This is a genomic window from Halobaculum roseum, assembly GCF_019880245.1.
GTDB classification, from domain to species: domain Archaea; phylum Halobacteriota; class Halobacteria; order Halobacteriales; family Haloferacaceae; genus Halobaculum; species Halobaculum roseum.
This window is the reverse complement of record NZ_CP082286.1, coordinates 891,794-915,741: the sequence shown is the minus strand read 5'-3', so window position 1 is coordinate 915,741 and position 23,948 is coordinate 891,794. Positions and strand designations below refer to the sequence as shown.

Below are 23,948 nucleotides of genomic sequence, written 5' to 3'. Positions count from 1 at the left end.
AGATACGCGGCGAGCGCCCGGTGGCCGGCGATGCGTGACGCGGGATTGCTCCGGCGGTGGTCGCGGCGCGACTGGCTCAGCGTCGCGGTCGTCGCCGTGACGACCGCCTTCCTCATCGGGACGGCGTTACTGTTGCTCTCGGCCGGGTCCTACACCGCGACGCTCGAGGAGGATCTCTCGACGACGGCGACCGCGTCGTATCACGATACCGCCACCCTCGAGGAGGCGGACCGGACGGGCGATCGGATCGGCGTCGCCGTCGCGAGCGTCGAAGTGAACGGGACGCGGACGCGACTCGTCGGCGTCCCGCCGGACGCTCCCGCGATCATCCAGGGGGCGTCCGTCGACTGGAAGCCTGCCAGGCTCCCCCATACGACGGACGACGCGGGGGTCGGCCCGGTCTCGTACCGTCACACCGTGCGCATCGTCGGAGCGGACGAGACGCTCGACCGGACGGTGCGTCCCGCCGAGAACGAGTCCGTCTTCCCGGGGCGATGGTACGCGGATGACCCGGCAGTGGCCGACCGACTGGGCGACGAGGGGACGTTCGTCATCGATCCGGACGGGGGCACCAAGGGGGGACACGCAACCGGGGTCGCGCTCGTCGCCGCGCTTCCGTACCTCTATCTCGGGATCCAGGACGTCCTCCGAATCCTCTCGTTGGCTGGCGTCGCCGGCGCGGTCGTGGTCGTGGTCGTCGTCTACAACGTCACGCAGATGACGGTTCGCGACCGACGCCGGACGATCCGGGTGCTCCGGTCGACCGGTGCCGACCCGCTCCGTGTCGGCGGACTCATCGCCGGCCGTGCGACAGCGATCGCGGTCGTCGGCGTCCTCGCTGGGGTCATTCTCGGTGTCGCTGCCCCGCCGGCGCTCGTCGCCGGTGCGCGGACGATCGGGCTTCCCGTTACGCTGCCCACGGGACTGACGGTCGAGAAGGTGCAGAAGATCGTCGCCCTCGGGGGGCTGCTCGTCGCTGCGGGCGCCAGTGCCGGCGTCGCAACCGCGATCCACGCAGTTCGAGGCCCACCGGCGATGCTCGCTGGGCGGGTGCGCGGCAACCGTGGACGCCGGCTCGATCGAGAAAGCGAGGATCTCGGATCCACTGCTGGGGGCGATACCGTCGGACCGTCAGCCCCCGAAAATGGATCACCGTTGGGGGCAGTGGGGCTGGTGATCCCCGAACCGGAGATACTGGACTGGCGGACGGCTCTGCCGACGGCGGCGACGCTGTCGGTATTCGTGTTGATCGTCCTGTTAGTGGGCGGGCTGGTCGGAGTGATGGCCCCGCTGACGGCGACCTCGACCGGCACGATCGCCGAACCCGGTGCGATCCATCCGTTGAACAGCCGAATGGATGCGGACTACGCGTCCAGTCTCCGGGCACAGGGCGTGGCGGCGAGCCCGGAAATCATCGCGGCGCAAGCGTCGTACGGCCGACCGTACCTCCTACGCGGGGCGAACTATAGCGCCTTCTCGCGTGTGACCGGTGCGGAATTGACCGAGGGCCGCGAACCCCTGCGCCCGAACGAGGCCGTGATCGGCGCCGACCTCGCGCGCACGCTCGACGTCGAGCGTGGCGACACGATCACTATCGGGGGGAGCGTCTCCCCGCTCGTCGACCGCGTAACCGTCGTCGGCGTCTTCGCTGCGCCTGGGGCGATGGACGACCAGTTGATCGTCCCGCGCGCGACGATCGCACCCGGCGCGACAGGCGACGAGGACACCGTACACGTGATCCGAACGGAGGCGATCGCGGCCGATACGCTGGAAGAAGCCACCGCGAGCGGCCCGCAGATGATCGTCACGCGGGTCACCGCCCCGGATTCGGCTACCGCTGGCGAGCCAGTATCCGTCGAGGTCGAGGTACAGAACGTCGGCACCGAGGGTGGCTCGCGCACCCTCGAGATCCGAACGGGCAACCGGACTCGCACGCGTACGGTCGATCTCGCCCCGGGGGAGACCGAGACGATCACGGTCACGGAACGATGGAACCGCACCGGAGCGTACCCGGTCAGCGTCGGGCCGTTCGAACGGACCGTCCAGGTGACGAGCGAAACTGCCCTCACGCTCCCGCCGGAGTTCCCCGACTCCGCGCCGCCCGGGGAGACGCTGCTCGTCCCCGCGCGAACCGCGAACGGAACCGTCGTCCCGGAGGCGACGGTGCGGTTCGGCGAGATGACGATCCCGGTCTCGAACGACGGGATCGCGACGGTTCCGCTTCCGGACGAACCGGGCGAGTATCGGGTCCGCGTGTCGGCGCCGAACCGCTCGGCCGCCACCACGACGATCACCGTCACCCCCGACGCAGCACAGGAGATCGGCGCCCGCGTCGATATCGAACCGACCACCGGAACGCCGGTGACGCGGCCGAACGTGAGCGTCTACGTCGCCAACCCGTGGGGACGGACGCTCGAACGGAATCTGACGCTGGTCATGCCCAACGGGGCCGAGCAGCGCAGCGTCACGCTCAATCCAGGAAACGTCTCCCGGATACGGATCGACCCCGAGCGCGTCGGGTTCGAGGGACGCGTCGATCCGGGAACGTACACCTTCCGACTGTTCGCTGACGGCGAGCTCGTCGCGACAGCGAGGTACACGGTCACAGGGACGAACGACGCAACGGGATCGGCGTCGCTGCCGTCGGAGGCGGGTTCCTACGCGAGCGGAACCGGCCTCGGAACCGTCATCACCCGCGTGTTCGGGAACATCCAGGTGCTCTTCGGAGGGATGGTTGCCCTCGCGGGGGCGAGCACGATCAGCGGAACCGTCGCGACGTTCGCCCGAGCAGTCCACTCGCGTCGGCAGACGGTCGGCGTCTATCGGTCGACCGGAGCGACCCGAGGACAGTTGTTGTCGGTGCTCGTCCGCGATGCCGTCCTCGTCGCCGTTCCCGCCGCACTGCTCGCGGTGGTACTCGCTGCTGCAGTGGCGTTGGTCATCTCCGAGCTAGACCTGCTCGTCGCGTTCGGCTTCCGGATAGATCTCCCCCTTGCCAGTCCCGTCATCGCCGTCGCTGTTGTCGGGAGCGTCCTGCTGGCGGCACTCAGCGTCTGCATCGCCGCGGTTCCGTTCCTCGCGGCGGCGCCATCGCGGCTGATCGAACGCGAAACGTGATCGGGATCGCGTCGGACCACGGCTGCTCTCTGTTCCGGAGTCCGATACGTGCTGACCGAATTACAACAACATTCGTACTAGTTCTCTTGCGTGATACTGTCAGTTACTCCAGTATTTTTAAGAGCGACTACTCGTATTAGTTGTCAAATGCCTTTTTGGACAGGACTCAGACGAATCGCGGTCCTGTGCGTCGTTGCGACGCTCGCGCTCTCGCCCGTCGTCGCACCGGTGTCGATCGGTCTGTCGACCGCAGCTGACGGGGGGACGACAGGGGTCTCGACAACCGAACTCCGGAGTGGTATCGGACCGACAGACATCAACGCCTCCTCCGACGGGGTGACGGCGGGATCGGACAACGTCTCAGTCTGGCAACGGTCGCCGCTCACGCTCGACACGAACGAGAACGTTTACGCAAACGGCGAGGACGTCGATACGTCTCTCGACGTCCCCACGGTTCGGGTCACGCGTGATGACGACACGGTCGAGCACCCGAAAGACCGGCTCAGCTTCTTCGAGGCCGGAAAAGAGATCGAGACGACCCTGAAACCGGGGCACGTCGGGAAAGCGGGAGTACTCGACGGACAGACAGTTCAGTACGTAGCCGTCCGTCTCGGTGACAACGAGGCCCCTGACGTCGACTCGGTCGACGACGTCTCCTCGCTGTTGGAGGACGACTCGGACGTGAGCGGGCGTATCGTCGACGAGCGGACCGGGGCGGACACGGTCACGTTCACGCCCAAGGAGTCCGGTCAGTACGCCCTCGTCGCCGTGGCGGTGGACGACGACGGCGGCGCGGGCGTCACCGGGCCGAGCAGTTCGGTCGGTCAACTCTCGGTGGACAGCCCCGTGACGGTGGTCGGCTTCGACCTCTTCCCGGTTCGGAAGGCGAACGACGGGGCGAGCGTCCACGCGTACGGTCGGCCGGCGGGGGAGAACGTGAGCGTGAAGACGAACACCTCGGCCACCTACGCGGGCGAGACCGTCCGGCACACCGTCCTCGTCATCGATGAGGACACCTTCGGCGGTCAGACCGTCGAGGCCGTCGTCGAGAACGACTCCGTCAGCGAGGTTTCGACGAGTATCGGGTCAACGAACGGGGTTACACGTATCGAACCGGACGTCTCGACCGTCGACGTTCCGCTCGCCAACCTCAGCATGAACACGACCAAGGAGCTTATTGCGGCGCTGGAGAACGAAAGCGGGAACGTCACCGTGACGACCGGTGACTCCGTGATCAACGCCTCCGTGACGAGTGTGGAGGCCGGACCGGAGACGACGGTCGACGTCGGGACGAAGTCGGACTGGCGCGGCGGGGACTACACCTACCTCTACGTCGCCACACCTACGGACGGGTCGGAAACGATCGCACGGAGCGGAACGGTCAAGATCGAAGAGGAAACCGAGGCGTACGTCACAGGCTTCGAGCTCTCGAAGGACAAGGCCGAGCCTGGCGAGGAGATCACCGTCAACGCGACCGTCTTCAACCCCGACGATGTCGAGGACGAGACGGTCGAGCTGAAGGTGGACGGGAAGGTCGTTGACACGGAGGAAATCGAAGATATCCCCAGTGACGAATACGCCTACGCCGAGTTCTCCCTCTCGCGCGACGAGTTCGGCTTCTACGAGGTATCGGTCGATAACCTCCCGTCGAAGACGCTAAAGGTCGACGAGGAAGCGAAGGTCACCAAGTTCGAGCTATCGAGCGACAAGGTCGGGACCGACGACCCGGTGACTGTGACGGCGACCGTCTCCAACCCCGGACTCATCGAGGACGAGACGGTCGAGTTCAAGGTAGACGGAACGGTTGAGGAGACCAAAGAGATCGAGGACATCCCCGGCGGAGCGGAGGCGACGGTGGAGTTCACGACCTCCTTCAGTGACGAGGGCACCTACGAGCTCGGGATCGATAACCTGGACCCGAAAACGCTCGAGGTCGATGACGAGGCGTTCACCGAGAGCTTCAGCCTCTCCCGCAGTTCGATATTCGTCGGGCAGTCAGTGACGATCACGGCGCGAGTGAGGAACCCCGGCGACCTCGACGAGAACGAGACCCTCGAGCTGTCGGTTGACGGTGAGGTCGTCGACACGAAGGAGGTCCGCGTCGACGCCGACGATACGAAGACGGTCACGTTCACCCGTCGGTTCAACTCCGCGGGAACACGCTCCATCGCCGTGGACAACTTGGACGCGAAGCAACTCACGGTCCGGCGTCGTCCGTCGCCGGATCCCGACCCTGACCCGGACCCCGATCCGGATCCCGACCCGGGTGAGGGTGAGGGGCCGCCCGACGACGTGCCGGCGTCCGACGTGACCGACACTGACACCGGGGCGACAGTCAGCGTCGACCGGGTCCGCGAGGGCGACGTGGTCGGCGTCGAGCTCGGGAACAGGACCGCCTCGAACGGGACCGGACTGACCGGGCTCGATATGCGGGTCGGGGAGAACACCACCTCGTTCCGGGTGAACGTCACGCCCCCGCAGGCCGATCCGCCGACCGACGTGCCGCCCGTGAACGAGACGACCGACGGGGCGAGCGCGATCAGCTACTTCACCGCGACGCCCGACGGGGAGGCGACCCCCGAGTTCGACGGGGTGAACTACACGTTCAGCGTCGCCGACTCCGACCTCCCCGAGGGTGTCTCGGCGGACCAGGTCACCCTGCTTCGCTACAACGAGACGGAGGAGCGTTGGAACACCCTTCCGACCGAGGCGCTCGGCAACGGAAGCTACCGCGCACGCTCGCCGGGCTTCTCCGCGTACGCGATCGGCGTGCGGAGTGGGGGCGCACAGGAGCGACCGCGGTTCGCCATCGACGAGACCGGCATCGAGTCGCGAGAACTGACCGTCGGTGAGGAGACCACGGTCACCGCGACGATCAGCAACGACGGGAACGCCAGCGGGACGTTCACCGCGAACCTCTCGGTGGACGGGCAGGTGATCGACGCACGCGAGGTGACCGTCGGCGCCGGCGAAACGGAGTCGGTCGAGTTCACCGTCGGCTTCGACGAGCCGGGCACGTACGACGTGGCGGTCAACGACGAGCCCGTCGCCTCGGTGACGGTCGAGGACGCTCAGCAGGACACCGCGACCCCGCCGTCCGGCGACGGCCCGACGCCGGGCACGCCTGTCGACGAGCCGGCCGGCGTCCCGCTGTGGCTCTCCCTGGGGCTGCTCGCGCTGTTCGTCGTCATCGCCGGGTTCGCCGTGTACCGCGCGCGGACCGGATCCGGGTCCGACCCGCTCGACGACGAGGAGTAGTTCACTCCTCGCGGTCGGGCCGATCGCTTTTCACCCATGGTTCTGTCGGGACGGTCCGCTCCCCGTCCTCAGTACTATACATTCCGGGATTCAATTTTGATAAACTGATGGTGTCCCTTTTCAGTAGCATCGGCGTTCCGCCGGTATGGACGGAAGCGGCGCCGCCGAAACACGGGCGGACATCGCGCTGTTGGCGCTTCCGGCGGTGGCGATGCTGGCGGTGTATCCGCTTCCCGAGCCGGTGAAACGGTCGTTCGCGCTTACGTACACGGACCCGACCGTCGTGACCGCTTTCACCGCCCACTTCGTTCACCTCGGGGGCGAACACCTGATCGCGAACCTGATCGCGTACCTGCTGGTCGTGGGGGTGGCGTATCAACTCGCGAGAATTCAACGGTCGCTCCCGCAGTTCCGGGTGCTGTTCGTCGCGACGCTGGTCGGGGTCCCGTTCGCGCTGTCGGGGCTCAACGTCGCGTTGGTCCGCCCGCGCGTTGGGTTCGGTTTCTCCGGGGTCCTCGCCGGGTTCTTCGGCGTGCTCTCGCTCACGCTGTCGGGGTACGTGCGCCGGGCGCTGCGCGTCGACCTGGCGCGGGGGTGGGACTCGCTGCCGTACTTCGCCGACCTCTCGCTCATCGGGCTCGTGCTGGTGTGGCGCGCGCCCGGCACGTGGGTCGTGGCGGTGACCGCGGGGGTCGTCACCGCCGCGTACGGCGGTCGGCTGTACACGAGCCTCCGACGCACCGAGTCGCTGTGGCACGACTGGGTGTTGCGACCGGGGTACGCGGAGCTGGGCGTGTTGGGCGGGGCGCTCGTCCTCGCGTTCCCGCTGCTCGCGTTCCCGCCCTCGGCCGGCGGCGACGGATCGGTGGTGAACTTCTACGCGCACTTCCTCGGGTTCAGTCTCACGGCGATCGCGGGCTACCTTCTCCCGCCGATCGACGGGGTCGAGACGCCGGTCCCGACGGCCTGATCGGCCGCCGTCGGTTCGGCCGCACCGACACGTTAGTAAGCGCCGGGGCGGACGGTTCCTGTACAGATGACGACACGCCGGCGCGCACGGTTCGTCCGCGCACAGATGGCGTGGATGCTGGGGGCCACACTCGTGCTCGTCCTGCTTGGGTCGCTCAGCCTCGAACTCGCGTTCGTCGTGTCGTTGATCGGGTTCCTCGTCGTCACCGAGCTGACGGCTCCGTTCGCCGTCACCCCCGACTGGCGTCGGCGACTCGTGTGGATCATCGCGCTCGGCCTCGCAGTGTTCGGGTACGTGGTGATCCGTCGGATCCTCGCGATCCTGCCGCCGGGGGTGATCTGACGTGCGTCTCGGTCCGATCGAGCTGAACTACCCCCGCGCGCTTTTGGCTGGCCTCGTCGCCGTCCTCGTCGTCGCCGTGGCGTTCGCCGGGGGGACCTCCGCGGCCGCGTTCGGGTCGTACAACCCCGCGTGGGACGGCGCCTCCCAGCTCCGAGCGGTGGGCGAGAACGCCGGCGCCGAGGTAACGGTGCTCACGAACGCCTCGGAGTACGATGCCGTCGACCCCGACGGCACCGTCGCGGTCGTCCTCTCGCCGGACCGCCCCTACACCGCGGCCGAGCGCGACCGCCTGCGGCGGTTCGTCGAGCGCGGCGGCACGCTGGTCGTCGCCGAGGACTTCGGCGACCACGGGAACGCGCTGCTGGCCGGAACGGGGTCGTCGCTCCGGGTCGACGGCCGGACGCTCCGGGACGAGCGCGAGTACTACCGGTCGCCCGCGCTGCCGGTCGCGCCGACCGTCACCGACCACCCGCTGACGGCCGGCGTCGACCGACTGACGCTCAACCACGGCACGACGGTCGTGCCCGCGTCGTCGGCGAACGCCTCGACCGTCGCGGGGACGAACGCGACGGTGCTCGCGAACTCCTCGCGGTTCTCGTATCTCGACGGCGACGGCGACGCCGAACTCGACGACGACGAGCGACTGCGTGCGCGCCCCGTCGCGGCGGTCGAGCCCGTCGGCGACGGACGGGTGGTCGTCGTCTCCGACCCGAGCGCGTTCATCAACGCGATGCTGGAGCGACCGAACAATCGACGGTTCGCGGCGGCGGTGTTCGGCGCACACGACCGCGTCCTGCTCGACTACTCGCACACGGCGGGCCAGCCGCCGCTTGCCGCCCTCGCGCTCGCGCTGCGAAAGTCGTCGCTCGCGACGGCGCTCGTCGGCGCCGGACTGCTCGCGGGCGTCGGTCTCTGGACCCGGCGGCCGTGGACCGGACGCTCGTGGGCCGGACGTTCGTTGGCTCGGCTCCCGTGGGTCGGGCGTCGAGGGGACGACCGGAGCCGGAGCGGACCGGGATCGGGGCCGGCCGCCGACCACGAGGCCCCCGTCGACGAGGGGACGTACGCGGCGTCGCTCGCGACGCGACACCCTGATTGGGACGCCGCCAAGATCCGTCGCGTAATGACAGCGGTTTTACCACGCGACACCGAGGATTCCGAGGATGAGTGATGCCGCCGACGCCCCGGCCGCGGTGTACGAGGCGATCCGCGAGGAGGCCGGTCGCGTGCTTATCGGCAACGAGGAGGTGCTCGAGGGGATCACGATCTCGTTGCTGACGCGGGGACACGTGCTGCTCGAAGGGGTTCCCGGCGTCGCGAAGACGACGATCGCCAACCTCGTCGCGCGGTCGACCGGGCTGGAGTTCACCCGACTCCAGATGACGCCGGATCTGCTCCCGGCCGACATCACGGGGTCACACGTCTACCGAGAGAACACCGGCACCTTCGAGCTGAACAAGGGTCCCGTGTTCGCCAACCTCGTCGTCGCCGACGAGATCAACCGCGCGACGCCCAAGACCCAGTCGGCGCTGCTGGAGGCGATGCAGGAGCGCAGCGTCACGATCGAGGGACAGACGCTCTCGCTGCCGGACCCGTTCATCGTCATCGCGACGCAGAACCCGATCGAAATGGAGGGCGTGTTCGAGCTTCCGGAGGCCCAGCGGGACCGCTTCCAGTTCAAGCTCCGCGTCGACCTCCCCGACCGCGACGACGAGCGGGAGCTGCTCGACCGGTTCGACGAGGACCCCGACCTGGGGCCCGACCGGGTGGAGCGCGTCGTCGACGACGACGACCTGGCTGCCGCCCGGGAGGCGGTCACGGAGGTCCACGTCTCCGAGGGCGTTCGCGAGTACATACTCGACATCGTCGCGCGGACCCGCGAGGACGCGGACGTCGAGTACGGCGCCTCGCCGCGGGCGACGCTCGCGTTCCTCAACGGCGGGAAGGCGCGGGCGGCGATCCACGGCCGCGACTACGTGATCCCAGACGACGTGAAGGCGCTCGCCGAGCCGATCCTGGTCCACCGACTGTTGTTGTCGACGGAGGCCGAGATCGGCGGGGAGTCCGTCGAGGACGTGGTCGACCGGATCCTCGGCGCGGTCGAGCCGCCCACGGGGACGGCGCCGAGCGCCCAAGCGACCGAGTAGGCGGCGCCCGACGGCCCAGCTCGTCACCGTCGTGACCCCGGCTCCGAGTTCCGTGACGCGGGCCCGTGTCCACTAATTTCGTTCCGACCCCGGAGCGGCGGGACCGGCGTCCCCTACGTCTTCGTCGGTCACATCGCCATCGCTCGCGCTCTCACTGCTTCCGCCATTCTCGGGTGTGCCCTCATCGCTCCCCTCGTCGCCGCCGACGGCGTCCACATCCCAGCGGCAGGTGACCGTGTAGCTCCCCTCGCCCGGGGCGACCTCGACCGACACCGGAACCCCGAGCCCGACGGCGAGGCCGACCGCGAGCGTCGACGCGACGGGGTCGTCGAAGTCGCTTCCGTCCCCGAGCGCGCCCCCGACCACCTCGAAGGAGGCGCGCCCCTCCTCGGGGTCGACGGCCGCCGTCACCGACGAGGCGAGCTCGAACGCCTCGACGATCCCCTCGGCGAGTTCGTCGCCGAGACGGCCGGGGACCGACGCAGGCTCGCCCATCGCCGACCGCTCGAACTCGCGGTACAGCGGCGCGCCGGTCGGCGTCAGCGACAGCCCTCGCTCGGCGTCCGACCCGGTGACGACGAGGGTGTTCCCCGAGAGCGTCTCCGCGTCCGGGAGATCGTAGTCGCCTCGCTCCGGGACGAACAGGCGGGCGGTGTCGGGCCCGCCCACCGGGACGTACACGCGATCGGAGCGGAGGCCGAGTTCCGCCGCCAGGGACGCCTCGTTGCCCGCCAGCGCCTCGTACACGCGCTCGCCGACGGACGCCGAGACGAACCGTTCGGGGGTCAGATACCGGGTGAGGACGCCCCCGAAGACGCCGATCGCGGCGACGACGATCAGCACCTCCCTGACCGACGGAAACGCCGCCGCCCCGGCGAGGGCCGCCGCGCCGACGCCGACGAGCGCGGCCGCGGCACGCCGGTGTTCGGTCCGACGCTGGCGTTCGTACGCGCGACGAAGCCGCCGGTTCTCCGCTTCGAGCAGATCCACGCGGGCGCGCAGCGTCCGCCCGTCGCGGTCGTCGTCCTGCTCGCCGCCACGTTCGTCGCCGGGTGCTCCGGCGGACACCCCGTTCTCCTCCGGTACGGTCCCGTCCGCGTCGCCGCTCATCGGTCACCACCCGGCTCGGCGTCGGCGACGAGCCCCAGCGTGACGAGTTCGAAGCGGTGGAGCCCGTAGCTCCCCAGCGCGGCCGCCGCGAGCAACGTCGCTGCGACGGGCCACAGCCCGTCGGTGCTGCTCGCGGCGATCACGACGACAGCGGCGAGGCCGACGGCGACGAGCCACGCGACCGCGGCGTCAGTGAGACTCGCACGGCCCGCGATCGGCATGGCGATCAGCGGCGCGAGCGCGGTCTCGAACGCGAGGAGGGTGATCGGGTCGATCCCTGTCCCCACGCCGCCGGCGCCGAACACGACGACCGCCGCCACGTGTGCGGCGAGGATCGCGGCGCCGGGGCCGACCGACGCCGCGACGGCGGCGACGGCCAGACCCGCCGGAGCGGCGATCGGCCCCGCGATCAGGCCGAACGCCCCCGCCAGCGTCGCCGCCGCGAGTGCCGGGAGCACCAGCGAACGGTCGGGCGTCGCCTCCGAATCTACCATACCGGGGCTATCGACGGCTGGCTAATGAAGTGACTGCTTTCGAACTACTTCGACGCCGCTGTCGGTGTCCGCTCGGTTTCTCTCACCAGCGCGTCGAGCGCGGCTCACTCCCGCCGGCGACGCCCGACCGCGAGCAGTCGGTCGAGCCGGTCGCCGGGACCGACCTCGAAGGCGGTGACGCGCGTGATCCCGTCGAGGGTCCGTCTGAACCGTTCGAACTCGAGGTACCGCTCGTAGGCCGTCTCCGGGTCCGCCGGGTCGTCGGCGTCGAAGAGGACCCGCGGCGCGACGAACACGAGCGCGTGGGCGCCGCCGCGGGTCGCGAGGCGCACGGCCTCGAGCAGCCCGTCGCGGTGGGCGTCGTCGGTCACGATCACCGACAACGCCGTGCTCCCGATGTCCGCGCGGGCGCGCTCGACGGCGCCGAACAGCGCGTCGCCCCGGAGCCGGCGGACGTACGAGTCGCGGGCCTCGAGGAACGGTCGAACCCGCTCGGCGAACGGCGCGTCGTCGGTCAGCCGGACCGCGCGTGCGGCCGCCGCGGCGGGACGAACCTGCGCGTGTCCGGTCCCGGCGACGGAGTCGCCGCCGACCCCGTCGGCGACGGGCGGTCCCCCGTCGTTCTCGACCGTTCGGGTCCCCTCCGTCGGCGTCAGTTCGCGGAGGTGTGCACGGATTCTGTCGTAGCCGGCGCTCGCGCTCGTCGCGTCGAAGCGGCCGGTGATCCCGTCGTCCCCGACGGTCCGACAGCCCACGGGGTCCGACAGCGCCTCCGCCCCGTCGACGAAGCCGAGGGCGACCTCGCGGAGGTACGCGAACAGCGTCGCCCCCTCGGGCCCGAGATCGGTTCGGGCACGGTGATCGAGGATCAGCACGGTCCGACGGTCGGACTCGGGCTCGAACTCGCGGACGTAGATCTGTCCGTGACGCGCGGTCGCCTTCCAGTCGATGCGATCGGCGGCGTCGCCCGGCTGGTACTCTCTCAGCTCCTCCGGGGTGATCCCGCCGCCGCTTCGGCCGCCGGGATGGTCGCCGTACGACAGCGACTCCCCGCCGGCGCCGACGTGGAGGTCCGACGGGGTCCGGGGGTCGGCGCGGACGGTCGGCGTCGACGCTCGCGTGAGGGTCTCGTCGAACAGGTCGTCGGGCGATCGGACCGTCACCGTCGCCGGCGGGAAGTCGAACCGTCCGGCGGTCCGGAACGAACACGAGAACGCGGTCGCCGCCTCGCGCTCGCCCGCCGGGATCTCGAGGGTCCGTTCGGCCCGGCTCGCACCCGTCGCTCCCACGGGCAACGGGACGGTGACGGAAACCGGGGCCGGCGCGGGATCGGTTCCCTCGAACCGTGCCGAAGCGGTGACCCGAACGGGCTCGTCGACGGCCACCGCCGCGCGCGCCGTTGACACCGACAGCGTCAGTCGATCGTCGACGTCGCGGAACGCGCGAACCGCACTCGCCTGCCGGCCGATGAGCCACGCGGCGAGCGGGACTCCGGCGACCACGAGCAGCGGTCGGTCGGCGAACGCGCCCAAGGCGACGATCGCCACCCCCGCGATCGCCGTTCCCCACGTCCGCCGCCGGGCGTGCATACCCGGTTCGTCATGTCGGTCGACACATGAGTGTTCCCTTCCGAACGGGACGCCGTCGGCGTGTGCGGCGATCGCGACCCGCCGAATGGGTACACATAACTGTCGAGCGAGCGTCGTCTCCCGCGTGCACGGGCCCCCGACAGTGCGAGCCGTGTTCGCCTGCCTGTTGCTCATTGTCGGCGCCAGCGGTGCGGTCGCGGGGGCGCCGGTCGAGGGTTCCGCGGCCGCGGGCTCGCCGGTGTCGGGGGCCTCGGTCGACGCCGCTACCGCCGATCAGTCGGCGGCTCCCGCCGACGGGCTGTTCCAGCAGGGGACGCCGGTCGACGAACGGAACAACTCCACCGTCAGACACGAGGACCCGGACGCGGCTGACGGGCAGGGCGACACCGAGCGCGTGCGGTCGTTCCTCGCGTCGTCGCTCGGCCAGCGCCTCGAGGGGAGCGTGATCAACCTGAGCCAGGGCGAGTACGACCGCGCTCGCGAGGTGCTCGGGGACGACTACGACGAGGACCTCGACAAGTTCGTCGACGTCGCCGGCGAGACCGAGGGCGGGTCGGGCGGCGACGCGTTCGAGTCCGCCGCCGAGCGCCAGCGCGAGTACGTGAACCGGACGCAGTCGTACCGCGAGACGAGATCGGAGTACGAGGATGCGGTCGAGGCGGGCAACGAGACGCGGGCCCGGGAGCTCGCACGCGAGTTGGCTCGGACGGCCGACGCGGTGAACCGCACCGGGGAGAACCTCACCACGTCGTACGACGCCATCGAGAACGCGACGGAAGCGAACATGAGCCGGGAGGAGCGAACCGTCCGTGAGATCTCGGCGAACATCTCCGCCGACGCCGCCGAGGTGACGGAGTCGACGCTCGTCTCGACGAGGCTGTCGCTGTCTGCGGACCCGGAGTCGGCCTCGTTCCTCGACCCGCTGGAACTGACCGGCCGGCTGACGACCGAGAACGGGAGCGCGGTCTCGAACCGGTCGATCGCGCTGTCGGTCGGCGAGCGGACGGTCCAGGTTCGGACCGGGGAGAACGGCTCGTTCTCCACGACGTACCGGCCGACGACGGTGCCGCTCGACCGGGACCGACTCGCGGTCCGCTACGTTCCCGACGACGGGTCCGTGTTCCTCCCGAGCAACGCCACGGCGCCGATCGCGGTGCGACAGGTGACCGCGTCCGTCGACGTGGACGGTCCGGAGACGGCCGCGTTCGGGGACCACGTAACGGTTCGCGGCCGTGTCGCCGCCGAGGACGTTCCCGTCCCCGGAGTTCCGGTCCGAGTCACGTTGGGCGATGCGGTGCTCGGGACCGCCCGGACGAACGACGACGGCGAGTACGCCCTCCGGACGATCCTTCCCGCGGGGGTGGACGCCGGGAACCGGACGCTGTCGGCGACGGTCGCGCTCGCCGACAGGGCGGTAACGAGTGACGCCGCCTCCGACACCGTTCGGGTCGCCTCGACGGACACGCGGCTTCGACTCAATGCTACGGCGTCGGGCGACGCGGCCGAGGTGTCCGGTCAGCTGACCACCGTCGAGGGGGACGCGGTCGCGGGGCGGGCGATCGACGTCCTCCTCGACGGGACGGTCGTCGCCACCGCGGACACGAACGCCTCGGGCGCGTTCTCGACGACGGTTTCGGTCCCCGACTCGACTCAGCGGGGCGCGTCGGTGACCGTCCGCGCGACCTTCGACGGGACGGGGTCGAACCTCGACGGAACGAACGCGACGGCGACCGTCTCGCTGCCCGAGGACGACGACGGCTCCGAGGCCGCCCGGACCGGCGACGGCGCGTCGGGCGGGCTGCTGCAGGCGATCGTGGACGGCGAGACTCCCGCCGTGATCGGGGCGGCGGTGCTGGCGATCGCCGCGGCCGCGGCCGCGTTCGTCGTGATTCGCGGTCGCGACGGCGACTCCGAGGATTCGACCGAGGGGTCGGCGGCGGCGACTCCGATCGTCCCCGAGACCGACACGGACTCCGCCGCCCCGTCTCTCGTCGAACGGGCCGGTCGGCACCTCGAAGAGAACCCGTCCGCAGCCGTCGAGATCGCCTTCGGGGCGCTCCGTACGTCCGTCGAGTCCAGGTTCGACCTCGACCCGTCGCTCACGCACCGCGAGTTCGCGGCGGCCTGTCGCGAGCGCGGCCTGTTCGACGGCCGAGTCGACGACCTCGACGCCTTGACCGACAGCTACGAGCGGGCCGCGTTCGGCCCCCGCGGCGTGTCCCGGTCGACGGCGGCGGACGCCGTCGAACGCGCCCAAGCGTTGCGGCCGTAGACGGGGACTGACACGATCGGCAGGCGGGAACGAACGCGATCCGAGGGTTGGAACGAACGCGATCGCCGGACCCGCCCCGCCGCCCCCGGCCCGCCGTCGTCGACACCGATCGTATTTTGCATGACGAATGCCTCGACGGTCACATGCGCGCCGACCCGCGGTGGCGACAGATCCTCCCGGCGCCGGTCCGGCGCCTTCCCGCGGACCTCGCGGCGGTCGTCGCGGCCGTCGCGCTCACGGTCGTCGCGGTGTTCACCCCGGGCCTCGACGAGACGCCGTTGCGCGTGATCGTCGGGCTCCCGTTCGTGCTGTTCGTCCCGGGGTACGCGCTCATCGCCGCGCTGTTCCCCGAAGCCGGATCCGGACCGACGGACGATCGCGACCCCGACGGATCCGTCGACGGCGACGCGGACGCGGAAGCCGAAGCGGCCGATGCAGCCGACGTGGCCGCCGGGCCGGCCGACGAGTCCGGGATCGACGGGATCGAACGGGTCGCGCTGTCGTTCGGGACGAGCATCGCCGTCGTCCCGCTCATCGGGTTGGTGTTGAACTTCACGCCCTTCGGGATCCGGCTGGTGCCGATCGTCGCGAGCGTTGGCGGCGTCACCCTCGTCTTGACGGCCGTGGCGGCGCGACGGCGTCGGGCGCTCCCCGAGGACGAGCGGTTCCGCGTCCCCTACCGGCGGTGGGCCTCGGACGCACGCGCCGAGTTGTTCGAGCCCGACACCCGGACGGACGCGGCGTTGAACGTGCTGCTCGCGATCAGCGTGGTCATCGCCGTCTCGAGCGTCGGCTACGCCGTCGCGGTCCCGAAACAGGGCGAGTCGTTCTCCGAGTTCTACCTCCTCACCGAGGGCGAGGACGGCGAGCTCGTCGCCGACGACTACCCGACCGAGTTCACGCAGGGGGAGCCTCAGTCGCTGGTCGTCGGAGTCTCGAACCACGAACACCGGCCCGTCAACTACACCGTGGTGGCCGCGATCCAACGCGTCGAGGTGTCGAACAACTCCACGACGGTGACGGACTCCTCGCGGCTCCGGCAGTGGCGCGTCGAGTTGGCGGACAACGAGACCTGGCAGCTCCGGCATACGGTCGCCCCGGAGATGACCGGGGACCGATTACGATTGACGTACTTCCTGTACACGGGCGATCCACCGGAGACGCTTCGCGCCGACACCGCCTACCGGGAGCTCCACCTGTGGGTGAACGTCACTGCGCCGACGTGACCGCTGGTACGCCGACATCGGTGTCGGTCCGCCGGGTTGAGTAAACGCTCGGTACCGACGGACGGGATGATGACGGCGCCGCTGATTTTCAGCGGATCCGAATATTCAAGATGAAAGAAGTTATTCATCTGCTTATGGGTCGGTATCCTCGTCCGGCACGGAGTTCGCGGGTGAAGTGTATCGCATGTAACGCACCGGCGGCGCAAACGATCGACGACGCGATCGTCTGCGTCGAGTGCGGCGAAACGATCGTCGGATAATCGTCGAGACCATCGCAGGATGTCTGAACAATCACTCGAACAACGGGGGGGAGTCGACGGCGCCGCGACGGACGCGGTCGCCGAACCGGACAGATCGGACGAACGAACTGCCGAGGAGCTGATCGTCGGCGAGGACAGCGAGGTCCGGCCGACGCTCAGCGTGGTCATGCCGACGCTGAACGAGGAGGACGGGATCGGCGAGTGTATCGAGCGGATCCGAACCGCGGTCGAGGAGCTGCAGGAGCCGACCGAGATCCTGATCTCCGACAGCTCGACCGACCGAACGCCGGAGATCGCGGCGGAGATGGGCGCGATCGTGGTCGTCCCGGACGAGGCCGGTTACGGCTACGCCTACCAGTACGCGTTCGCCCGCTGTCGCGGCGACTACATCGCCATCGGCGACGCGGACACGACGTACGACTTCGAGGAGCTTCCGAAGCTGTACGACCTCGTCGAGTCCGGCGAGGCCGACATGGCGATGGGCTCGCGTCTCGACGGTGAGATCAAGCCCGGTGCCATGCCGTCGCTCCACCAGTACGTCGGGAACCCGTTGCTGACGCGGTTCCTGAACGCGTTCTACAAGGCCGGCGTCTCGGACGCCCACTCGGGAATGCGCGTGTTCTCCCGGGAGGCGTGGGACCGGATGGACTGCGAGACCGACGGGATGGAGTTCGCGAGCGAGATGATCATGGAGGCGGGCGCCCGCGATCTCGAGATCGCGGAGGAGCCCATCACCTACCACGAGCGCGAGGGCGAGGCGACCCTCGAGAGCTTCCGCGACGGGTGGCGACACGTCCGATTCATGCTCGAGAACGCGCCCGGCTACCTGTTCTCCGCGCCGGGACTGTTGTTGGCCGTCGCGGGCGCGGCGCTGATGGCGCTGGCAGTCTCCGGGCTGGAACTCGGCGGCGGCTCGTTCGGGGTCCGGACCCTCATGGCGGGGAGCCTGTTCGTGATCACCGGCGTCCAGGTCGCGAGCTTCGGGATCTACGCGACGCTCGCGAGCGATCCGATCCGCCGCCCGAAGGACGCGATCACCGAGTTCGTGACCGGGCGGTTCACGCTGGAGACCGGCGTGTTCGCCGGGTTAGTCGTGTTCACCGTCGGCGCCGGACTCGCCGGCGGTATGGTGTTACAGTGGATCGCCACCGGGTATGAGGCGATCCCGTCCGTCGGCGCCAGCCTGTTGGCGTTCACCGCGATCGTCGTGGGGGTTCAAGCGGTGTTCGGGAGCTTCTTCATCGGCATCATCCAGAACGCCTGATCCCTCCGCCGACGGCTCACCCACGTCGGCCCCCGCGAACTATCCTCCAACTAACCAAGTATCGAGGGCGTGGACCCCGTCGTATGCCGGAGTTGGCCCTCCGAGAGTGTCCGTCCTGCGGTCACCAGTCCGTCGTTCGGACGGTCCCGTGGCAGGAGGACTTCTGCAGGACCTGCGGCGAGTCGGTTCGGCGGGCGAGTTGACTGCCGGCGTCGCGTTCGATCCGCCACCGACCCGTATTCGACCCCCCGGCGTCGCCGCGGCATCGCCGGAGCGCCGCACACAATTGTAACAACAAAAGCTAACAGAGTAAGCTGTGAAGAAGTGGCTATGGGATTCGAGAAATTCGACGAATCGGGCGCGGGACGAGGGCGACCGGCGGGGACGGAGCCGATGATCTCGCTGCGGAAGTCTGCGAGCATCGGCGTGAACCGGCCGGCCCTCGAGGAGTACTTCGGCGACAGCGAGGGGGCGGTGATGTACTACGACGAGGACGAGAACCGCGTGGGGATCGAGCCCGTCGCGGACAAGGACGCCGACGAGGCCGCATACACCGTCTCGGTCACCGACTCCGGGGGTACGATCGCGCCGAAGGCGTTCCTCGAACGCTACGACCTGGTTCCAGAGGTGACGACGCAGTTCGACCCGTCGTGGGCGGACGACGACGAGCAGTCGCTGATCGTCCTCCCGCTCGACTCGCCGTCCGGCACGTACGGCTCCGCCGCCGACGACGACGGCGATGGAAACGACGCCGACGATTCAGACGATACCGATGCCGACGGCAACGACGACGGGGACGGGTCGGATGCGGATGCCGACGGGGAGTGACCGCCCGGGAACGGCCCCGGCGGTTCGGTCCGCCCGAGGGGAACCAGCCGTTTGAAGCCCCCCGCGGGCGCCCGTGCTAGCATGACCGTTCGCATCATCGGCGCGCCGACCGACTACGGCCAGGATCGCCGGGGCGTCGACATGGGTCCGTCAGCCATCCGCTACGCCGGCCTCTCGGACGCCCTGTCGTCAGCCGGCGTCGACGCCGCGGACGCCGGCGACCTCGCGGTTCCCCGCGCGGAGGAGCGCGATCCCGACGCCCGGACGCCGAGCACGGGCACCGCGAAGTTCCTCCAGGAGATCGAGGAGGTCACGACCGCGCTCGCCGACCGCGTCGCCGACAGCGTCGCCGCCGGCGAGACGCCGCTCGTGCTCGGCGGCGACCACTCGGTCGCGATCGGCTCCCTGTCGGGCAGCGCCCGCGACGCCGAGGTCGGCGCCGTCTGGTTCGACGCCCACGGCGACTACAACACGCCGTCGACCTCCCCCTCCGGCAACGTCCACGGAATGCCGCTTGCGGCGGTACTGGGCCACGGAGACTGGGAGGGCGTCGAGTGGGCGAACGCCCCCGGCCTGCGCGAGGAGAACGTCGCGTACGTCGGACTGCGCGCGCTCGACGACAGCGAGCGCGAGGCGATCCGCGGCTCGGAGATGACCGCCTACACGATGTCGGACATCGACGAGCGGGGGATCACCGACGTGGTCGGGGCCGCCCTCACGGTCGCCGCCGACGGCGTCGACGGCGTCCACGTCAGCCTCGACATGGACTGGCTCGACCCGACCATCGCCCCCGGCGTGGGCACCCCCGTCCGCGGCGGCGTCACCTACCGCGAGGCCCACCACGCGATGGAGCTCGTGGCCGAGACCGACGGCGTCCGCTCGATGGAGGTCGTGGAGGTGAACCCCGTCCTCGACGAGTCGAACGAGACGGCCGAACTCGCGACCGAACTCGTCGCCAGCGCGTTCGGCAAGCGGATCCTCTGACCGAGTAGTCGATAGATCCGGCCGGATATCCGGGACGAGCATTAACTACAAACTGCGAAGTGAATACGAGCATTCGCGCGAACGAGCGGTTCGTCAGAGCCCGGTAGTGAGCCCGATTCACCGACGGCGAGTCCGGAGGACGAGCCGTCGGCTTTTGGCATTACGGGAAATCTTCGATCTCCCGTCAGCAGTCGGACTCCGGGGGAACCCGACGACATGAACGGGATTTCGCCGAGCGGTTCCCGCAGGCCGCCGGAGGCGGCCGAGGAACCCCGAGGCGAAAAGAGGGTCGTCTGTATCTCTCACTTTGGCACCGTGGCCCCGGTGATCTCGAAGCGTGCGCCCCCGTCCTCGGATTCCGTTACGTCGATCTCCCACCCGTGGGCGACAGCGATCTCGTTGACGATCTGGAGCCCGTACCCCGCGCCCTCGTGGCCCGTCGTGTACCCGGCCTCGAATATCCGCGTCCGTGTCTCCTCGGGGATGCCCGGGCCGTCGTCCTCGATGAAGAACCCGTCGGCGAGTTCGCCGACCCGGACGGTCACGTCGCCGTCTCCGTGTTCGACCGCGTTCCGGATGAGGTTTTCGAGCAACTGCTGGAGGCGAGCGCGGTCGGCCCGGATCGTCCGTGACGCGTCGATCTGTAGCGTCGCCGCTGGGGTCTCGACGTTCTGCCAGCAGCGGGCGGTGATCTCCGCGAGCGCGACGTCCTTGGGATCCATCGTGGCGTCTCCCTCGCGCGCGAGCGCCAGCAGGTCCTCGATCAGCGTCTCCATCCGTTCGTGAGCCCGCTCGACGGCGCCGAGGTGTTCGCTGTCACACTCCTCGCGTACCAATCCGAGCCGACCCTGCGCGACGTTCAGCGGGTTCCGGAGGTCGTGACTGACGACGCTGGCGAACTCCTCGAGGCGTTCGTTCTTCCGCTCGAGTTCGCGCTCGCGTTCCTTGCGGTCGGTGATATCGCGCACCACCGCGAGAATGCGCAGGTCCCCGTCGATCGTCGTCTGCCTGAGGTGAACTTCCACCGGGAGGGGCTCGCCGGCTTTCGTTTCATCGCGCCACTCGAAGGTCTGGGGTCCGTCGGTGGCCGCCTTCCGAATGTACTCCTCGGCACGTTCGCTGGTGTAGGGGTCCTCGTCGAGGATCAGGTCGTCGAAGTTCAACTCGGAGAGTTCCTCCCGGCTGTAGCCGAGCATCTCGGAGAACTGCTCGTTGGCGTCCACGAGCGAGCCGTCCTCGGCGTCGTGAAGCGTAATCCCGTCGGGGATCTTTTCGAAAAGCTCCCGATAGTCGGCCATTGGAACGTTTTGTGAACCGAGCCAAAAATAGATTCACCCTGACAAATATACCGGAGACGCGTGTGCCGCCGGTATCGAACACCGGTTCTCGAACGCACACCGAACACCTCCTCACCGACCGACGGGGACCGGTTCGTTCGGATTCGCCGTTCGGATCCTCGGCTCGGGCTCGAACCGCGACCGCGCCGGCTACTCGGCGCCGTCGACCGAGCCCTCGGCCGCAGACTCCTCCGCGCTTCGCTCGGCCGAGACCCGCTCGGCCGGAAGCACGTCGATGGCGGCGACCGCGTCGCCCTCGTCCAGGTGCATCACGGTGACGCCCATCGTGTTGCGGCCGATGGTCGAGATGTCCTCGACGCGGGTGCGCATGATCTGTCCGCCGGCGCTCATCGCGAACAGGTGGTCGCCGAAGGTGACCGCCTCGACGGCACAGACCGGACCGTTGCGCTCGTTCGTCTTGATGTCGATGAGCCCCTTCCCGTTGCGGCTCTGGGTTCGGTACTCGTCGAGGTCGGTGCGCTTGCCGTAGCCGTTCTCGGTCACGGTGAGCACCCAGTTGTGTTCGTCCTCGTCGATGGCCGCGACGCCGGCGACGCGGTCGTCGCCGGTGAGCTTGATCCCGCGGACGCCGCGGGCGGTGCGACCCATCGCGCGCACCTCGCTCTCGTCGAATCGGATGGCCATCCCGTCACGGGTGCCGATCACGAGGTTCCGCCCCCCGTCGGTCACCTCCACGTCGACGAGCGCGTCGCCGTCCTCCAGCGTGATCGCGCGGATGCCCGTCGAGAAGATGTTGTCGAACTCGTCGCCGGCGGTCCGCTTCACGTAGCCGCCCTCGGTGACCATCGTGAGGTACTCCTCGCCCGTGAGGTCGGCGCAGTTGACGACGGCCGTCAACTCCTCGTCGCCGTCCAGGTCGAGCACGTTCACCGCCGACTTCCCGCGGGCGGTGCGGCCCATCTCGGGCACCTGGTACGTCTTCAGCTGGTAGACGCGGCCCTTGTCGGTGAAACACAGCAGGTAGTCGTGCGTCGACGCGAGGAACACCGAGGAGACCCGGTCGCCCTCCTTCAGGTCGGCGCCGATGATCCCCTTGCCGCCGCGATTTTGCGCGCGGAAGTCGGCCGCGGGCATCCGCTTGATGTAGTCGTCCTCCGAGAGCACGACCACAGACTCCTCCTCCGGGATGAGGTCCTCGTGGGTGACGGTGCCGGTGTCCTGGACGAACCCGGTCCGGCGGTCGTCGTCGTACTTGTCCTTGATCTCGCGAAGCTCCGTCTTGATCACGTCGAGCAGCTCCTGCTCGGAGTCGAGGATCTCGTTCAGGCGCTCGATGCGCGCCTGCACGTCCTCGTACTCCTCCTCGATCTCGGCGGCCTCCATCGAGGTCAGCGAGCCGAGCTGCATCCGGACGATGTGTTCGGCCTGCTCCTCGCTGAACTCGAAGGTGTTCCGCAGCGCGGTCCTCGCGGCGTCGCGGTCCTCGCTCTCGCGGATCGTCTCGACCACGTCCTCGACGTTCTCCAGCGCCTTCAGCCGTCCTTCGAGGATGTGTGCGCGGTCCTCCGCCTCGTCGAGGTCGAACTGCGAGCGCCGGGTGACGACCTCCTTGCGGTGGTCGATGTAGTGCTCCAGCGTCTCCTTCAGGGTGAGCACCTTCGGCTGGCCGTCGACCAGCGCGAGGTTGATCACGCCGAAGGTGGACTCCAGGTGGTGCTCCAGCAGCTGGTTTTTCACCACCTCGACGTTCGCGCCGCGCTTGAGCTCGATGACGACGCGTACGCCCTCGCGGTCGGACTCGTCGCGCAGGTCGGCGATGCCCTCGATGATCCCCTCGTTCACGTCCTCGGCGATGCGCTCGACGATGCGCGCCTTGTTCTCCTGGTAGGGCAACTCGGTGACGACGATGCGCTCGCGGTCGTTGTCGTACTCCTCGACTTCCATCTCCGCACGGACGCGAACGCGGCCGCGGCCCGTGGTGTACGCCTCGCGCACGGAGTTGCGGCCGACGATGTTCGCGCCCGTCGGGAAGTCCGGCCCCTTCACGTGCTCCATCAGGTCCGCGACCGTCGCGTCGGGGTCGTCGATCAGCTCGATCGTCGCGTCGATCACCTCCCCGAGGTTGTGCGGCGGCACCTTCGTCGACATCCCGACCGCGATGCCGGTCGAGCCGTTGACCAGCAGGTTCGGGTACGCCGCCGGGAGCACGTCCGGCTCGGTCAGGCGGTCGTCGTAGTTCGCGGAGAAGTCGACGGTGTCCTTCTCGATGTCCGCGAGCAGCTCCTCGGCGATGTCGGCCATGCGGGCCTCCGTGTACCGCGGCGCCGCGGCGGGGTCGCCGTCCATCGACCCGAAGTTCCCCTGGCCGTCGACCAGCGGGTAGCGCATCGAGAACTCCTGGGCCATGTTGACGAGCGTGTCGTAGATGGCCTGGTCGCCGTGGGGGTGGTAATCACCCATCGTCTCGCCGACCACGGACGAGGACTTCCGGTGGCTGGTGTTGGAGGTGACGCCCATCTCGTGCATCGCATAGAGGATGCGCCTGTGGACCGGCTTGAGGCCGTCCCGCACGTCGGGCAGCGCGCGACCCGCGATGACCGACATCGCGTAGTCGATGTACGACTGCTCCATCTCCTCTTCGATGCGGACGCGGTCGATCTGCGCCGCGCGGACGTCCTCGGGGTCGACTGGCGGCTCGGAACTCATCGACACTCCTCCGTCGTCGTGTTCGTGTGGTCGGATCGCGTCGCTCCCGTCGCTCGCGTCGTCGTGTGCTCGTGTCGCGTCAT

General features: G+C 69.2%; 16 protein-coding genes. 11 read left to right on the top strand and 5 right to left on the bottom strand.

Annotated elements, in window-relative coordinates; all coding sequences use genetic code 11:
* Positions 1-30: 30 nt before the first annotated feature.
* From K6T36_RS04575 to K6T36_RS04550, 6 genes are all read left to right on the top strand, one after another.
* Entirely contained in the window at positions 31-3,117 is a 3,087-nt protein-coding gene (locus K6T36_RS04575; RefSeq protein WP_222922800.1) for an ABC transporter permease, read from the top strand.
* A gap of 147 nt (positions 3,118-3,264) precedes the next feature.
* Complete coding sequence (locus K6T36_RS04570; RefSeq protein WP_222922799.1) at positions 3,265-6,375, top strand: CARDB domain-containing protein; 3,111 nt, start codon at positions 3,265-3,267, stop codon at positions 6,373-6,375.
* A gap of 145 nt (positions 6,376-6,520) precedes the next feature.
* On the top strand, positions 6,521-7,345 hold the full coding sequence (locus K6T36_RS04565; protein WP_222922798.1) for a rhomboid family protein: 825 nt from the start codon (positions 6,521-6,523) through the stop codon (positions 7,343-7,345).
* A gap of 66 nt (positions 7,346-7,411) precedes the next feature.
* Entirely contained in the window at positions 7,412-7,687 is a 276-nt protein-coding gene (locus K6T36_RS04560; protein ID WP_222922797.1) for a DUF8044 family membrane protein, read from the top strand.
* A gap of 1 nt (position 7,688) precedes the next feature.
* Entirely contained in the window at positions 7,689-8,858 is a 1,170-nt protein-coding gene (locus K6T36_RS04555) for a DUF4350 domain-containing protein (protein WP_222922796.1), read from the top strand.
* Complete coding sequence (locus K6T36_RS04550) at positions 8,851-9,834, top strand: AAA family ATPase (protein ID WP_222922795.1); 984 nt, start codon at positions 8,851-8,853, stop codon at positions 9,832-9,834. Before K6T36_RS04555 ends, K6T36_RS04550 begins: the two co-directional genes overlap by 8 nt.
* A gap of 72 nt (positions 9,835-9,906) precedes the next feature.
* On the opposite strand, the gene K6T36_RS04545 is transcribed toward K6T36_RS04550, so the two are convergent.
* The 3 genes from K6T36_RS04545 to K6T36_RS04535 form a co-directional block, all read right to left on the bottom strand.
* A complete protein-coding gene (locus K6T36_RS04545) occupies positions 9,907-10,944 on the bottom strand; it encodes a DUF7982 domain-containing protein (protein WP_222922794.1) in 1,038 nt (345 codons plus the stop codon).
* Entirely contained in the window at positions 10,941-11,438 is a 498-nt protein-coding gene (locus K6T36_RS04540) for a DUF8163 family membrane protein (protein WP_222922793.1), read from the bottom strand. The genes K6T36_RS04545 and K6T36_RS04540 overlap by 4 nt, the downstream gene beginning before the upstream one ends.
* Before the next feature lie 104 nt (positions 11,439-11,542).
* A complete protein-coding gene (locus tag K6T36_RS04535) occupies positions 11,543-13,027 on the bottom strand; it encodes a DUF58 domain-containing protein (protein ID WP_222922792.1) in 1,485 nt (494 codons plus the stop codon).
* 142 nt (positions 13,028-13,169) lie between these two features.
* On the opposite strand from K6T36_RS04535, the gene K6T36_RS04530 reads away from it, so the two are divergent.
* From K6T36_RS04530 to rocF, 5 genes are all read left to right on the top strand, one after another.
* Positions 13,170-15,299 carry a DUF4129 domain-containing protein gene (locus K6T36_RS04530; protein ID WP_222922791.1) on the top strand — a complete coding sequence of 710 codons (2,130 nt, stop codon included), beginning with the start codon at positions 13,170-13,172 and terminating at the stop codon, positions 15,297-15,299.
* Between the two features lie 143 nt (positions 15,300-15,442).
* Positions 15,443-16,525 (top strand): DUF1616 domain-containing protein, encoded by a 1,083-nt coding sequence (locus K6T36_RS04525; RefSeq protein WP_222922790.1) that lies wholly within the window; start codon positions 15,443-15,445, stop codon positions 16,523-16,525.
* 279 nt (positions 16,526-16,804) lie between these two features.
* A complete protein-coding gene (locus K6T36_RS04520; RefSeq protein WP_222922789.1) occupies positions 16,805-18,049 on the top strand; it encodes a glycosyltransferase family 2 protein in 1,245 nt (414 codons plus the stop codon).
* Between the two features lie 330 nt (positions 18,050-18,379).
* Positions 18,380-18,877, top strand: coding sequence for a hypothetical protein (locus K6T36_RS04515; RefSeq protein WP_222922788.1), 498 nt, complete (start codon positions 18,380-18,382; stop codon positions 18,875-18,877).
* An 81-nt stretch (positions 18,878-18,958) separates the two neighbouring features.
* Positions 18,959-19,861, top strand: coding sequence for an arginase (gene rocF, locus K6T36_RS04510; RefSeq protein WP_222922787.1), 903 nt, complete (start codon positions 18,959-18,961; stop codon positions 19,859-19,861).
* A 302-nt stretch (positions 19,862-20,163) separates the two neighbouring features.
* Here the strand turns inward: rocF and K6T36_RS04505 are convergent, their stop codons facing one another.
* Both K6T36_RS04505 and gyrA read right to left on the bottom strand, forming a co-directional pair.
* The gene (locus K6T36_RS04505) at positions 20,164-21,159 is read right to left on the bottom strand and encodes a sensor histidine kinase (RefSeq protein WP_222922786.1); all 996 of its coding nucleotides are present in this window, start codon (positions 21,157-21,159) and stop codon (positions 20,164-20,166) included.
* 189 nt (positions 21,160-21,348) lie between these two features.
* Positions 21,349-23,865 (bottom strand): DNA gyrase subunit A, encoded by a 2,517-nt coding sequence (gene gyrA / locus K6T36_RS04500; protein ID WP_222922785.1) that lies wholly within the window; start codon positions 23,863-23,865, stop codon positions 21,349-21,351.
* Positions 23,866-23,948: the final 83 nt, after the last annotated feature.